General features: G+C 69.0%; 12 protein-coding genes. 7 read left to right on the top strand and 5 right to left on the bottom strand.

Annotated features, from left to right (window positions below; all coding sequences use genetic code 11):
- Positions 1-26: 26 nt before the first annotated feature.
- On the top strand, positions 27-1,886 hold the full coding sequence (locus tag OG538_RS17755) for a GAF domain-containing sensor histidine kinase (RefSeq protein ID WP_406094701.1): 1,860 nt from the start codon (positions 27-29) through the stop codon (positions 1,884-1,886).
- A gap of 28 nt (positions 1,887-1,914) precedes the next feature.
- On the opposite strand, the gene OG538_RS17750 is transcribed toward OG538_RS17755, so the two are convergent.
- Positions 1,915-2,781, bottom strand: coding sequence for a Cof-type HAD-IIB family hydrolase (locus tag OG538_RS17750; RefSeq protein ID WP_406094699.1), 867 nt, complete (start codon positions 2,779-2,781; stop codon positions 1,915-1,917).
- Between the two features lie 194 nt (positions 2,782-2,975).
- Here OG538_RS17750 and OG538_RS17745 point away from each other — a divergent pair, with 194 nt between their 5' ends.
- A complete protein-coding gene (locus OG538_RS17745) occupies positions 2,976-3,938 on the top strand; it encodes an LLM class flavin-dependent oxidoreductase (RefSeq protein ID WP_406094697.1) in 963 nt (320 codons plus the stop codon).
- 72 nt (positions 3,939-4,010) lie between these two features.
- On the opposite strand, the gene OG538_RS17740 is transcribed toward OG538_RS17745, so the two are convergent.
- The 4 genes from OG538_RS17740 to OG538_RS17725 form a co-directional block, all read right to left on the bottom strand.
- Positions 4,011-4,553 carry an RNA 2'-phosphotransferase gene (locus OG538_RS17740; protein WP_406094695.1) on the bottom strand — a complete coding sequence of 181 codons (543 nt, stop codon included), beginning with the start codon at positions 4,551-4,553 and terminating at the stop codon, positions 4,011-4,013.
- 170 nt (positions 4,554-4,723) lie between these two features.
- Positions 4,724-5,674, bottom strand: a complete 951-nt coding sequence (locus OG538_RS17735; RefSeq protein WP_406094693.1) for a MerR family transcriptional regulator — start codon at positions 5,672-5,674, stop codon at positions 4,724-4,726.
- A complete protein-coding gene (locus tag OG538_RS17730; protein ID WP_406094691.1) occupies positions 5,671-7,452 on the bottom strand; it encodes an SDR family oxidoreductase in 1,782 nt (593 codons plus the stop codon). The genes OG538_RS17735 and OG538_RS17730 overlap by 4 nt, the downstream gene beginning before the upstream one ends.
- Positions 7,449-8,300, bottom strand: a complete 852-nt coding sequence (locus OG538_RS17725) for a M24 family metallopeptidase (protein ID WP_406094689.1) — start codon at positions 8,298-8,300, stop codon at positions 7,449-7,451. Before OG538_RS17725 ends, OG538_RS17730 begins: the two co-directional genes overlap by 4 nt.
- A gap of 254 nt (positions 8,301-8,554) precedes the next feature.
- On the opposite strand from OG538_RS17725, the gene OG538_RS17720 reads away from it, so the two are divergent.
- From OG538_RS17720 to OG538_RS17700, 5 genes are all read left to right on the top strand, one after another.
- On the top strand, positions 8,555-9,589 hold the full coding sequence (locus tag OG538_RS17720; RefSeq protein ID WP_406094687.1) for an ABC transporter ATP-binding protein: 1,035 nt from the start codon (positions 8,555-8,557) through the stop codon (positions 9,587-9,589).
- Entirely contained in the window at positions 9,579-10,487 is a 909-nt protein-coding gene (locus tag OG538_RS17715) for an ABC transporter permease (RefSeq protein WP_406094685.1), read from the top strand. Before OG538_RS17720 ends, OG538_RS17715 begins: the two co-directional genes overlap by 11 nt.
- The gene (locus OG538_RS17710; RefSeq protein WP_406094683.1) at positions 10,484-11,395 is read left to right on the top strand and encodes an ABC transporter ATP-binding protein; all 912 of its coding nucleotides are present in this window, start codon (positions 10,484-10,486) and stop codon (positions 11,393-11,395) included. Before OG538_RS17715 ends, OG538_RS17710 begins: the two co-directional genes overlap by 4 nt.
- 28 nt (positions 11,396-11,423) lie before the next feature.
- Positions 11,424-12,143: an ABC transporter permease gene (locus OG538_RS17705; protein ID WP_406094681.1), complete on the top strand. Its 720-nt coding sequence runs from the start codon at positions 11,424-11,426 to the stop codon at positions 12,141-12,143.
- 291 nt (positions 12,144-12,434) lie between these two features.
- Positions 12,435-13,130 carry a hypothetical protein gene (locus OG538_RS17700; protein WP_406100192.1) on the top strand — a complete coding sequence of 232 codons (696 nt, stop codon included), beginning with the start codon at positions 12,435-12,437 and terminating at the stop codon, positions 13,128-13,130.
- The last annotated feature ends 56 nt before the right edge of the window (positions 13,131-13,186 follow it).

The following is a 13,186-nucleotide window of genomic DNA, read 5'->3' as shown; positions in this document are numbered from 1 at the left end:
CAAAAGGGACTAAATACGCTCTGGGTATGTCAGAGCAGGACCCGAACCACCCGCAGCATCCGAAGGACCCGCACCGCTCGGATCAACCGCTGAAACCGTCGGACTCAAAGGATTCGCTCGATCCGGCCGGCCCTACAGGCTCTGCAGATCCGCGAGGCCCGCTCGATCCGCGAGGCACTCACGACTCGACAGGCCCGACGGACCATCTCGCTGCCGCGACGGAGGCGACCCGTAGCCTGCAGGGACTGTCCACCGAGCTCACCGCCCGCGTACCGCGGCTGCTGGAGGCCATGCGGTCGGTGGGCACGGGCCTCGAACTCCACTCCACGCTCGACCGGATCTGCGAGACGGCTGCCGAGCTGGCGCACGCGCGTTATGCGGCCATCGGCGTCGTGGACGAGGAGGGCGAGGGCCTGTCCGACTTCGTCACATACGGAGTCTCCGAGGCCGTGGCGCGCCGCATCGGGCGTCGGCCGGACGGGCACAAGGGGCTGCTCGGCGCCCTCATCCACGACCCGCGCCCCTTGCGGATGGCCGACCTGACGTCCGCCCCGAGATTCGCCGGCTTCCCTCCGGGCCATCCACCGATGCGCACGTTCCTCGGGGTCCCGATCCGCGTCCAGGGCGAGATCTTCGGCAACCTGTATCTGGCCGAAAAGACCGATGGCGGCGAGTTCAACGACTATGACCTGCACATGGTCCGCGTGCTGGCCACCGAGGCCGGCATCGCCATCGGCAACGCGCGGCTGTACGAAGCGGCCATGCAGCGCGAGCGGTGGATCGACGGTTCGGTGGCCGTGACCACGGCCCTGCTGTCCGGCGGGGATGCCGACGACGCGCTCTCCGTCGTTGCCGAACAGGCCCGCCGTCTCGCCGGATCCGCGGCCGGCATCGTGCTGCTGCCGGCCGAGGACGGGGGGCTTGAGATCGTTGCCGTCTCCGCGGCCGACCCGTCAGCCTCGCTCGGAGTGATCATTCCGGCGCACAGCCCCGTGGTGACCAGGCTGTTGAACGGCGAGGCGGTCTTCATCGACGACTCCGCCACCGACTCCCGCATGATCACCAGGATCGCGGAGCAGTTCGGCCCGAGCATGATGCTCCCGCTGCACAGCGGGGGCAGGGTGCTCGGCGCTCTCGCCACACCGCGCGCCAAGGGAGGGCGGCCGTTCACGGAGACCGAGCGGACCCTCGCCACCCAGTTCGCCTCGCAGGCCGCCCTGGCGCTCATGATGGCCGAGGCGCAGCGTGACCGGGAGCGGCTCGCGGTCTACGAGGACCGCGACCGCATCGCCCGCGACCTGCACGACCTGGTCATCCAGCGGCTGTTCGCCACCGGGATGATGCTGGAGAGCGCGCAGCGCCGGTCGGACGTGCCGGAGGTGCAGACAGGGGTGGGCAGGGCGGTCGATGAACTGGACGTGACCATTCAGGAGATCCGTACTGCGATCTTCGCTCTGCAGCAGGAGCCGGCCGAGGCGCCCTCCGGGCTCCGCACCCGAGTGCTGCGCGAGATCAACATGGCGGCGGTCCCGCTGGGCTTCAAGCCGTCCCACCGCTTCCTCGGGCCGGTCGACTCCCTGGTCGGAGAGCAGACCGGGAAGAACCTGATCGCGGCGCTCCGGGAGGCGCTGTCCAACGCCTTCCGGCACGCCGATGCGACACGGATCGACGTGGTCGTCGACGCGACCGCGAAACTCCCCGACGGGCGCGATGCGGTGCGGCTCTCGGTGGCCGACGACGGGGTGGGCATCCCGGCGGGCGGTCGACGCAGTGGACTGTGGAACCTGGCCCGCCGGGCGGAATCACTCGGCGGCGCCAGTTGGTTCGGGCCTGGAATCGGGGAGAACGGCGGCGGCACGAAGGTGGTGTGGCAGGCGCCGCTCTGACCGCGGGGGACAGGTGGGAGCAGGCCGCTCAGCGTTCGATGCGAGGGCGGGCCCGGTCGGCGATGATCCGCTCGATGACGACCGCGACGCCGTCCTCGTTGTTGGTGACCGTACGGCCGGAGGCGGCTGACAGAGCGGCCGGGTGTGCGTTGCCCATCGCGTAGGACGTGCCTGCCCAGCTCAGCATCTCCACGTCGTTCGGCATGTCGCCGAAGGCGACGACCTCCGCGGAGGAGATGCCGCGCTCGGCGCAGCACAGCTCCAGCGTGCTGGCCTTGGAGACACCGGGTCCGCTGATCTCCAGGAGTGCGGTGGGGCTGGACCGGGTGAAGGACGCCCGGTCACCGGCGGCCCCGCGTGCCAAGGCGAGGAAGTCGTCCGGGGCCAGTTCGCCATGGTGGGCCAGAAGCTTCAGGACCGGGGCGCCGGCACCGGGCGTCTCCTCGCGGAGCAGCTTCTCGGCGACGGCCACGGTCGCGCCGGGGTCGAGGTGGAACGGCGGGTACGCCGGTTCGTAGTGGATACCGGTGGCCAGCTCGACGGCGAACGAGGTGCCGGGGGCGGCCGCACGCAGCGTGTGCACGACATCGAGGGCCGTCGGCCGCTCCAGGGCCCGCACCTTCAGCAGCCTGCCGCCCGCGTGCAGGTCGGCGACGGCGGCGCCGTTGGCGCAGATCGCCAGGCCGTGACCGTGCACATGATCGCTGACGACATCCATCCAGCGGGCGGGACGGCCGGTGACGAAGAAGACCTCGATTCCGGCCTCCTCGGCAGCGGCGAGCGCCGCGACCGTGCGGTCCGAGACGGTCTTGTCGTCGCGCAGGAGAGTGCCGTCCAGGTCGGTGGCGATCAGCCGGGGAGCGGCAGAAACGGGCTGTTCGATAGCTGAGGTCACCGGTCCATTCTCGCGCACGAGCGTGCACGGGCGTGCGCAGGGGCGCACATTTGAGTGCGTACGCCCCTGAACTGGGGAACGTTCCTCTGGCATATGTCGTTGGATTTCAAGTCCCGCGGCGCGTGCCGCAGCCCCCTGCGAAGAAGCCGGCCGGAAGAGGGGTGGGGCCGGGTGGCCACCGTAAACTCGGGGCCATGAGCACCACTCTGCGCCTCAGCACCGTCATCCTGCCCGTCCGCCGCTGGAACGAGGGTGGGCGCTCGCAGTGGCAGCGCGCCGAGGAGCTGGGTCTGCATGCCGCGTACACCTACGACCACCTGGCTTGGCGCGCCTTCCGGGACCGGTCGTGGTTCGGTGCGCTGCCGACTCTGACGGCGGCCGCCTGTGCCACGTCACGTCTGCGGCTGGGAACACTGGTGACCTCGCCGAACTTCCGGCACCCGGTCACCCTGGCCAAGGAACTGATCTCGCTCGACGACATCTCGGGTGGCCGCATCACGCTGGGCATCGGGGCCGGGGGCAACGGCTTCGACGCGACCACGCTTCTTCGTGGCGGCGAGCAGCCATGGACCCCGCGTGAACGGGCCGACCGGTTCGGTGAGTTCGTGCCGTTGCTGGACGGGCTGCTCCGTGAGCCGGCCGGGCTGACGTCCGAGGGCGAGTTCTACGCGGCCACTGAGGCGCGGAATCTTCCGGGCTGCGCTCAGGAGCCCCGTCTGCCGTTCGCCGTGGCCGCGACCGGTCCGCGCGGGCTCAGGCTCGCCGCGCGGTACGGACAGGCGTGGGTGACCACCGGCGACCCGAAGCTGTACGAGACGGGCAGCGCGGCGGAGTCACTCGACGCCATCCGTGGTCAGGTCGCCAGGCTGGGCAAGGCCTGCGCCGAGAGCGACAGGGACGTCGACGCGCTCGGCAAGATCCTGCTCACGGGGTTCACCCCGGAGTTCAATCCGGACCTCACGGGAAACAGGGGCGGGCCGTTCGAATCCGTGGACGCGTTCGTGGACTTCGCGGGCAGGCATGCGGAGCTCGGCTTCACCGAGATCGTGATCCACGCACCGGTACCCGACGGCAGCCCCGCCTTCTCCGCCGCCGTCTCTGACGAGAAGCTCTTCGAGCGGATCGTGACGCAGGGCCTGGCTCAGCTCGCGGGATAGCGATCGCGCCGGTACGGCGCCCGGTCGCACGCTGGCCGGTGCGGTGCGGTGCGGTGCGGTGCGGTGGCTGGCTCAGCCCGGTAGCCGCAGGAATTCCGGGGGCACGGCGGCGGTGAGCCAGACCCCGTTGGCGCTGACGAAGAAGACGTGCCCCGCCCGGTGCATGGCACCTGCGGCCACCGACAGGACGACGGGGCGGCCGCGCCGGGCCCCGACCCGGGTCGCCGTCTCGCGGTCGGGTGAAAGGTGGACGTGGGTGCGGTTCATCGGACGAAGCCCCTCACCGCGGATCGCGTCCAGGGACCGGCCGACCGTGCCGTGATAGAGGTACGCGGGCGGCTCGGCCGGGGGCAGGTCCAGGTCCACGTCGACGGTATGTCCCTGGCTTGCCCGGATGAGGTCGCCCGCGACGGCGAAACGCTGCTTGTCGTTGGCCGCGACGACGTGGTCGAGCTCGGCGCGGGTGAGGGGGAAGTGGTGGAGGGCGGCGGCGCGCAACAGCTCGTCGATCGCCACCCAACCGTTGGCGTCCAGCGTGAGACCGATCCGTTCGGGCTGATGCCGGAGGTGTTTCGAAAGGTACTTGGACACCTTGACGGTGCGTCTTTCATCCATCCCGACAGAGTGCCCGTGACGTACTGGCCGGCGCACCCGGATTTGAGTTCCGGCAGACATCAGCAATTTTGCGTCGCGAGGTTTGATCCACAGTCAACTCAAGTTATCCACAAGCGATTTGGCGATTCTGTGGACAAGTGGTCATTGATTTGCCCCATTTGGGCAATTATCTATTTATTAGGGTGCGATGAGGCGTAGGCGTCCAATGTTCTTTTCTGTACCTCTCGTTCGGCGGCAGCCGCAATGAACGCAGCGAGGTTGTCCGGTCCAACCAGAAGCTCTACCGCGCTGATTGTGGAGGCGGGCAGGACGACGGAGGCCCGCCCCGGCGGCGCGGTCTGAGAGGCGGGCACCCCTGCTGCGGTGAGGTGGTGCTCCAGATGCCGGGTGGCGAACATGCGCATGGCACGCGCGAGTTCGGCATCCACCGTCTGCTGCGCCAGCGGACGAAGCAGACGGACCAGAGAGGCAGCCTCGGCCGCATCCTCATCGGTCGGCGGGCGGTGACCGAGATATCGGGCGAAAACGTGCTCCGTCGTGAACTCCAGGAAGCGGCAGGCTATCTGCTCGACCTGACCGCGAAGCTCCCTCAGGTGTGCGGAAATCGCGCTCAGTGGTACGCCGGCGGCATGCAACTCCGCTGCCACCATGAGCTCTTGAGGGCTGGGCACCAGGAACTCGTCCTCGCGCCCCGGGATTCGTTCGAGTACTCCGAGCTCCACCGCTTCGGCGACCGCCTCGTCGTCGGGACGCCCACCGAACTTCACGGTGAGCTCCGCGCGGGTGATGCGGTCCGCCCGCTCGTCCGTCCATGGCCCGTGAACCTCGGCGACGAGTCCCAGCACACCGCCGAGCCCTCGTCCATCGGCCCAGGCTTCCAGCAACTCCTTGATGCTGGCCAGGGTGTAGCCCCGGTCCAGCAGGTCCGCGATCTGCCGAAGTCGGGCGAGGTGAGTGTCCCGGTACACATTGGCCCGCCCCCTCCGCTCGGGGGCCGGAAGCAGTCCGCGGTCCTGATAGGCGCGGATGGTGCGGACCGTGGCACCGCTGGCATGCGCGAGGTCCTCGATCCGGTACTCGGCGGCCTTCCGGTCGCCCGCCGACGGTTCGGTGAGGCTCACAGGGGCGGCTTCAGACGGGCGATCCCGCGCAGCACTCCCGGACTGATCCGCGACAGGAACCGGACGGCGTGGGATTCGGGCGTCACCGGCACGACGGCCCGGTTGCGCACGACCGCAGCGAGGATCGCTTCGGCGACCTTCTCCGGCGGGTAGTTGCGTATCCCGTAGATCCTGCTCGTCCGTTTGCGCAGCCGCCTCTCCTCCGCAGCGTCCGTCCCGGCGAAGTGCGCGGTCGCGGTGATGTTCGTGTTGACGATTCCGGGGCAGACCGCGCTGACCCCGATCGACTTCTCGGCGAGCTCGGCACGCAGGCACTCGCTGAGCATCAGCACGGCAGCCTTCGAGGTGCTGTACGCCGGCAGCGCGCGGGACGGCTGATACGCGGCAGCGGAGGCCGTGTTGACGATATGGCCGCCCTGCCCGCGGTCGGCCATCTGCTTACCGAAGAGGCGGCAGCCGTGGATGACACCCCACAGGTTCACGTCGAGGACCGACTTCCAGTCCTCGGTCGTCGTCTCCAGAAAGGAACCGGAGAGCCCGATCCCGGCGTTGTTGACCAGCACGTCGACGATGCCGTACTCGGCGGCGACCTTGTCGGCCAGCTTCTCCATGGCCTGCTCGTCGCTGACATCGACGGTCTCGGCCCAGGCGGCAGGGGCGCCGATCAACCGGGCCAGCTCCGCCGTCCGGGCCGCCCCCTCCGCGTCCCGGTCCACGGCCACCACGCGGGCGCCGGCTTCGGCGAAAGCGAAGGCCGTCGCCCGCCCGATCCCGCCGGCTGCGCCGGTCACCAGGACGAGCTGCCCGCCGAACCGTTCCGCGTACGCCCCCTTCGGCGCGGTGTCCCGCACAGGAAGACCGCCCTGCACCGCCGCCTCGTTGGCTGCCACGAACTCGCCGATCCAGGAGGCCAGCTGATCCGGCCTGGTGCGCGGGACCCAATGCTTGGCGGGCAGCGAGCGCCGCGTCAACTGCGGTACCCAGGCGTCCAGTCCGTCGTAGAGCTGTTCCGAGAGGAATATGTCACCGGTCGGGGTGATCAGCTGAACCGGTACGTGAGCGAACGCGTCCGCGCGCGGCCTGCGCAGCCGGGAGCGGACGTTGTCCCGGTAGAGCCAGGCCCCGTGCGCCGCATCGTCGGCCAGGGACGGCGTCGGGTAGTCGCCGGGAGGCACTCTCTCCAGCCGCTCCAGGATCCGGGGCCACAGCTTGCCGAGCGGCCCCCGCCAGGCGAGCTCCGGCAGCACCGGAGTGTGCAGCAGGTACACGTACCAGGACTTGGCGCCCTGGCCCAGCAGCTGGCCGACCCGGCGCGGGGTGGGCCGGGACATCCGCTGCTTGATCCAGTGCCCGAAGTGGTCCAGCGACGGGCCGGACATCGAGGTGAAGGAAGCGATCCGGCCTTCGGTGCGGCTGACCGTGGCGAACTCCCACGCCTGGACCGAACCCCAGTCGTGCCCCACCACGTGCACCGGCCGGTCCGGGCTCACCGCGTCGACGACGGCCAGGAAGTCATCGGTCAGCTTCTCCAGCGTGAACCCGCCCCGCAGGGGCACGGGCGGCGTCGAGCTGCCGTGGCCGCGCACGTCGTACAGCACGACATGCCACTCCTGGGCGAGGAGCCTGGCGACCTGCGTCCAGACCTCTTTGCTGTCCGGATAGCCGTGCACCAGCACGATCGTGGGCTGTGCCGCATCACCCAGCTCGACGACACACAGGTCGATGCCGCCCGTGGCCACCCGGCGCTCGCGCGCCCCCGGCAGGTCTCGCAGACTCACGCCGCCACCCTCTCCTCGGTCCAGCTCCGCACATGCGGCAGATCGTCGTCCAGCCAGAAGGCACTCTGCTCCGGATCCCGTGAATCGGTGACGACCAGGATCTCCTCGAACTTCACACCCGTGCCCCGGAATCCGAGGTGTGGCTCGACCGCCCACAGGCCCGGCTGTGGGGGATGGCCGGAGAAGCGGTACGGACTCCAGAGCGGCGACCAGCCGCCCCGGTGCCCGTGCATCGCATCGCTCAGCAGCCCCTTGAGCGACTGCGTGCCGAACCCGAACACGTGGGGCGACCAACCCCGTTCGGCTACTCGGTCGACCTTGTGGGCGAGGACCCCGAACGGGTAGGCGCGGTGCCGGTTGGCGTAACCCTGCCTGACCATGAGCCGCTCGACGTCCTCGTAGATCTCGCGCAAGGGGCGCCGCTCCCGCACCTCGCGCAGGATCAGCCCGCGATGGACCTCCAGATCGGCGAGCAGCCGGTCGTGCAGGGGGTTGGGCCCGAGGCAGCCGGAGTATCCGATGTCGGCGGTGAATCCCTTGTACACGGGGGCCATGTCGAGGATGAACGGCATCCCGGGCTCCAACGGCCGACCGGTCGGGAAGAACTGCAGCGGCACTTTGAACCCGGTGAACGCCGTGCGGTCCCCGAACCAGGCGAACGGGAGATGCAACCAGTCGCGCACCCCGCGCTCACGCAGCCACTCGCGCTGCATCCGGGCCGCCTCGCGCTCCGTCACTCCCGGTTGCAGACGGGCTGCGACCGCTTCGGCGCAGGCGTACGCGAGACGTTGCGCTTGCCTGAAACCCTCGAGTTCCAGGGCCCTTTCGTCTTTGACGCGTGAAGCCATGCCACCGTCCGTTCCCTGCCGTGCTCGGTACGTGCCCGTAACGTGACACTGATGAATGTGACAATGTCCGGCGGCTGCGTCAAGGGGTGTGCCGGGCCTGTGGACAACTTCGCGGCCGACCGCTCGGGCCGCGCCCCGCGGCGGTGGGTCCTCCTTCGAGGGGTCCCCCTACGGGTCCGTACGTCTGGAGTCTGACGGGAATCCAGCCGTCAGGTCTGACGACCGGTGTGGCCCACGCCACTACCGTCGATGACGTGACTGTCATTGCGACCGAAAGCCTGAGCAAGCGGTTCCCCCGGGTGACCGCGCTTGACCGGCTCTCGTTGGACATCGGCCCCGGTGTGACCGGGCTGGTGGGCGCCAACGGAGCCGGCAAGTCCACGTTGATCAAGATCCTGCTGGGTCTGTCCCCCGCGACCGAGGGCCGGGCCGCAGTGCTCGGGCTCGACGTCTCGACGAGCGGCGCCGCCATCCGGGAACGGGTGGGCTACATGCCCGAACACGACTGCTTGCCGCCCGACGTCTCGGCCACCGAGTTCGTCGTCCACATGGCGCGGATGTCCGGTCTGCCGCCGACCGCGGCCCGCGAACGTACCGCGGACACCCTGCGGCACGTCGGGCTGTACGAGGAGCGCTACCGGCCCATCGGCGGCTACTCGACCGGCATGAAGCAGCGGGTGAAGCTGGCCCAGGCGCTGGTCCATGACCCGCAGCTGGTCCTTCTCGACGAGCCGACCAACGGCCTGGACCCGGTCGGCCGCGACGAGATGCTCGGCCTGATCCGGCGGATCCACACGGACTTCGGCATCTCGGTCCTCGTCACCTCGCACCTCCTGGGCGAGCTGGAACGCACCTGCGACCACGTCGTCGTCATCGACGGCGGATCGTTGCTGCGGTCCAGCTCCACCAGCGACTTCACCCAGACCACCACGACCCTCGCGGTCGAGGTCACCGACAGCGACACCCACCCCGACGGGACCGACGCCGTGCGCAAGGTCCTCACCGGCGCGGGGATCAAGCTGGTGGGACTCGACGGGCTGGACGCCGAGGGGCTGCCCGGGGCGGGCCACATCCTGCTGATCGAGGCGACCGGCGAGGAGACGTACGACCTCGTCCGGGACAGCGTCGCCGGCCTCGGGCTCGGCCTTGTCCGGATGGAACAGCGCCGTCACCACATCGCCGAGGTCTTCCGTACCGAAGTGGCACCGGCAGCGCACCCCGAGGCGCAGGCCGCGCCCGTGGCAGCCGGGGCCGTACAGCAGAAGGGGAGCGGTCGCGATGAGCACTGAGACCGGCGCCGCGACCGGGAGCGAGACCTCCCGGATCCACAACATCGGCTACCGCGCCTACGACGGCCCGCGTCTCGGCCGGGCCTACGCCCGCCGATCGCTCTACTCGCAGTCCCTGCGCGGTTCCTTCGGCCTCGGCCGCTCGGCCAAGTCCAAGGTGCTGCCCATGCTGCTGTTCGGCGTGATGTGCCTGGTCGCGGCGATCATCGTGGCCGTCGCCATCGCCACTCCGAACACAACGAAGCTGCCGATCAAGTACACCTCCTTCGCGATCTACCTCCAGGCCGTCATTGGCCTGTTCATCGCGGCGCAGGCACCTCAGTCGGTCTCCCGGGACCTCCGGTTCAAGAGCGTCCCGCTGTACTTCTCCCGGCCGATCGAGCGGAGCGACTACGTCCTCGCGAAGTTCGCGGCCATGGTCTCCGCGCTCTTCGTCCTCACCGGCGCTCCCGTCGTCATCCTCTACGTGGGTGCGCTGCTGGGGAAGTTCGACTTCGCCGACCAGACCAAATGGTTCGCCCAGGGAATGGTGTCGGTGGCGCTGCTGTCCGTACTCTTCGCCGGACTCGGCCTCGTGATGGCCGCGCTCACGCCGCGGCGCGGCTTCGGTGTCGCAGCGGTGATCGCCGTACTGACGATCACGTACGGCGCGGTCAGCACCATCCAGGGCATCGCATGGTCCACAGGGTCCACCGGCGCAGTTCCGTGGCTGGGGCTCTTCTCGCCGATCACGCTCATCGACGGAGTGCAGACCGCGTTCCTCGGAGCGACCTCCGCCTTCCCCGGAGGAGAAGGCCCGGGGGCCGGTGCCGGTGTGGTCTATCTGATCGTTGTCCTCGCGCTCGTTGCCGGCTCGTACGCCGTACTGATGCGCCGCTACCGGAGGGTCGGGCTGTGACCACCATCGAGATCGACCACACGTCCCGCTGGTTCGGCAACGTGGTCGCCGTCAACGACGTGAGCATGACCGTGGGTCCGGGGGTGACCGGTCTGCTCGGCCCCAACGGCGCCGGCAAGTCCACGCTGATCAACATGATGGCCGGATTCCTCGCCCCGTCGACGGGCACGGTCACGCTCGACGGCAAGCCGATCTGGCGCAACGAGGCCGTATACCGGCAGATCGGCATCGTGCCGGAGCGCGAGGGGATGTACGACTTCCTCACCGGTCGCGAGTTCGTCGTGGCCAACTCCGAACTGCACGGTCTCGGCGACGCCGAGGCGGCTGCCGCGCTGGCCACGGTCCAGATGGAGTACGCGCAGGACCGCAAGATCTCGACGTACAGCAAGGGCATGCGCCAGCGCGTGAAGATGGCGTCCGCGCTGGTCCACGACCCGTCCGTGCTGCTGCTCGACGAGCCGTTCAACGGAATGGACCCGCGCCAGCGGATGCAGCTGATGGATCTGCTGCGACGGATGGGGGCGGAGGGCCGCACGGTCCTCTTCTCCTCCCACATCCTCGAAGAGGTCGAGCAGCTCGCCTCGCACATCGAGGTGATCGTGGCCGGGCGGCATGCCGCGTCCGGGGACTTCCGCAAGATCCGTCGGCTGATGACCGACCGCCCGCACCGCTATCTCGTTCGGTCCAGCGACGACCGTGCGCTTGCCGCCGCGCTCATCGCCGACCCGTCGACGGCCGGGATCGAGGTCGACCTCGGCGAGAACGCGCTGCGCATCCAGGCCGTCGATTTCGGGCGCTTCACCACACTGCTGCCGAAGGTGGCACGTGATCAGGGCATCCGGCTGCTGACTGTCTCGCCGTCCGACGAGTCCCTCGAATCGGTCTTTTCCTATCTCGTAGCGGCCTGAGTAGTGGCCTGAAAGGAGCTGTGACGTCATGTACGACCCCACAGTCGCCCGGCTCACCTACCGGGCCCTGCTCGGCCGGCGCCGGGCCGCCATCCTGTTCGTCCTGCCCGCGCTTCTGATCGTCATCGCGGTGGCGGTACGGATGTTCGCCGGGGCTGACGACCAGGTGGCCTCGGACGTGCTGGGCGGATTCGCCATCGCCACCATGGTGCCGCTGATCGGTGTGATCGCCGGAACGGGAGCCATCGGGCCCGAGATCGACGACGGCTCCATCGTCTATCTGCTGGCCAAGCCGGTGAAGCGGCCGACGATCATCTTCACCAAGCTGATCGTGGCGATCGCGGTGACGATGGTGTTCTCGGCCGTTCCGACACTGATTGCCGGTCTGATCCTCAACGGCAACGGCCAGCAGATCGCGGTGGCGTACACGATCGCGGCGCTGGTCGCCTCGATCGCCTACAGCGCGCTGTTCCTGCTGCTGGGCACGGTCAGCCGGCACGCGGTGGTCTTCGGCCTCGTCTACGCGCTCGTGTGGGAGGCCCTCTTCGGCAGCCTCGTACCGGGTGCGCGCACGCTCAGCGTGCAGCAGTGGTCCCTTGCGCTGGCCGAGAAGGTCGGCGGAGGTGGCGCGATCACTTCCGACGTCGGGCTGCCGCTCGCGACGGTGCTGCTGGCCGCGGTCACCGTGGTGGCGACCTGGTACGCCGGGCAGAAGCTGCGGACGCTGAAGCTCGCCGGGGAGGAGTAAGCGTTGAGCGCGAACGGCTCGTGATGTGCGACAACCCCCGTCCCATGGACGGGGGTTGTCGCATGCCGGACAGTCTTACGCGTAACTGTACGGTTATCGGTTCGTTGTTCCCGGTGCGTGGAGGCAACTGGATTCTGTGGCGTCGTGGCTTTCGTGAAATCGGGATAGCCGACACGGCGGGGAATCACCCGTCGGTCGGTCATTGAATGAGTGGCAACCGTGAGCGTCCTCCGCCCCTGAAGCCCGGGGAGAGGGCTGTCCCCCGTCGCATCACGATCGGAAGGCATGCTCATGCCCACGGAAGTCGCCCTACTCGAATCACGCGCCTTGCGCATCGAACTAACGGGGCGCGTCGATGTCCTGGACAAGGTGAAGAGCCTTGTCATGCTCCCGGACGGAGTTCACGTCCGCACCGAGGACGTGGCTCGGTACTTCGAAGTATCCACAGGCGTGGTCAGGAGGCTGACCGACCGCCATCAGGACGAGCTCGCACAGAACGGGTTGCGTGTGCTCCGGGGCTCCGACCTGCGAACCTTCCATAGCGGCATGGTGTCGCTATGGGGTGGTGAAGGGGCGGAAAGTTATCCACAGGTGGCGACTCAGCTCCGCCTCTACACCCGCAGGACCGTCCTCAACGTCGCCATGCTTCTTCGGGACAGCGACATCGCGCGATGCGTCCGTACGTATCTCCTCGACGCCGAGCAGGACCTGCGCGCCGGGTACACCTCGCTCGAACACCGCGTCACCCGGGTCGAAAGCTGTCTGGCCGGTGTCGGCACCGCCCTGCAGGAACTCGGCCCGGTGCTCGGCCGGATGTCGCACCGGCTGGACAGCCTCGACCGGAGGCTGGAGGTCACGCATCAGGTGGTCGGCGCCACGAGCGTGCGACTGGGCGAGGTGGCCGACGACATCGGCCGGCTCGACGGTCGCATGGACGAGCTCGCGCGCAACCTCAAGGACCTGTGCCGCCGTAACAGGAGCCGCTGAGAAGGCCGGAGGGCCGGTGCCACCCGTAATTGGGTGGCACCGGCCCCCGGTGGCAC

Source organism: Streptomyces sp. NBC_01013, from assembly GCF_045162765.1.
Classification (GTDB): Bacteria; Actinomycetota; Actinomycetes; order Streptomycetales; family Streptomycetaceae; genus Streptomyces.
Note: the sequence above shows the minus strand (reverse complement) of the source record. Positions and strands in the feature narration are given on the sequence as shown.

What these genes read in the sequence shown, in the direction of transcription:
- OG538_RS17725 (WP_406094689.1), bottom strand. Translation starts at nt 8,300, where the DNA reads ATGGCTTCACGCGTCAAAGACGAAAGGGCCCTGGAACTCGAGGGTTTC.
- OG538_RS17705 (WP_406094681.1), top strand. Translation starts at nt 11,424, where the DNA reads ATGTACGACCCCACAGTCGCCCGGCTCACCTACCGGGCCCTGCTCGGC.
- OG538_RS17745 (WP_406094697.1), top strand. Translation starts at nt 2,976, where the DNA reads ATGAGCACCACTCTGCGCCTCAGCACCGTCATCCTGCCCGTCCGCCGC.
- OG538_RS17715 (WP_406094685.1), top strand. Translation starts at nt 9,579, where the DNA reads ATGAGCACTGAGACCGGCGCCGCGACCGGGAGCGAGACCTCCCGGATC.
- OG538_RS17755 (WP_406094701.1), top strand. Translation starts at nt 27, where the DNA reads ATGTCAGAGCAGGACCCGAACCACCCGCAGCATCCGAAGGACCCGCAC.
- OG538_RS17700 (WP_406100192.1), top strand. Translation starts at nt 12,435, where the DNA reads ATGCCCACGGAAGTCGCCCTACTCGAATCACGCGCCTTGCGCATCGAA.
- OG538_RS17740 (WP_406094695.1), bottom strand. Translation starts at nt 4,553, where the DNA reads ATGGATGAAAGACGCACCGTCAAGGTGTCCAAGTACCTTTCGAAACAC.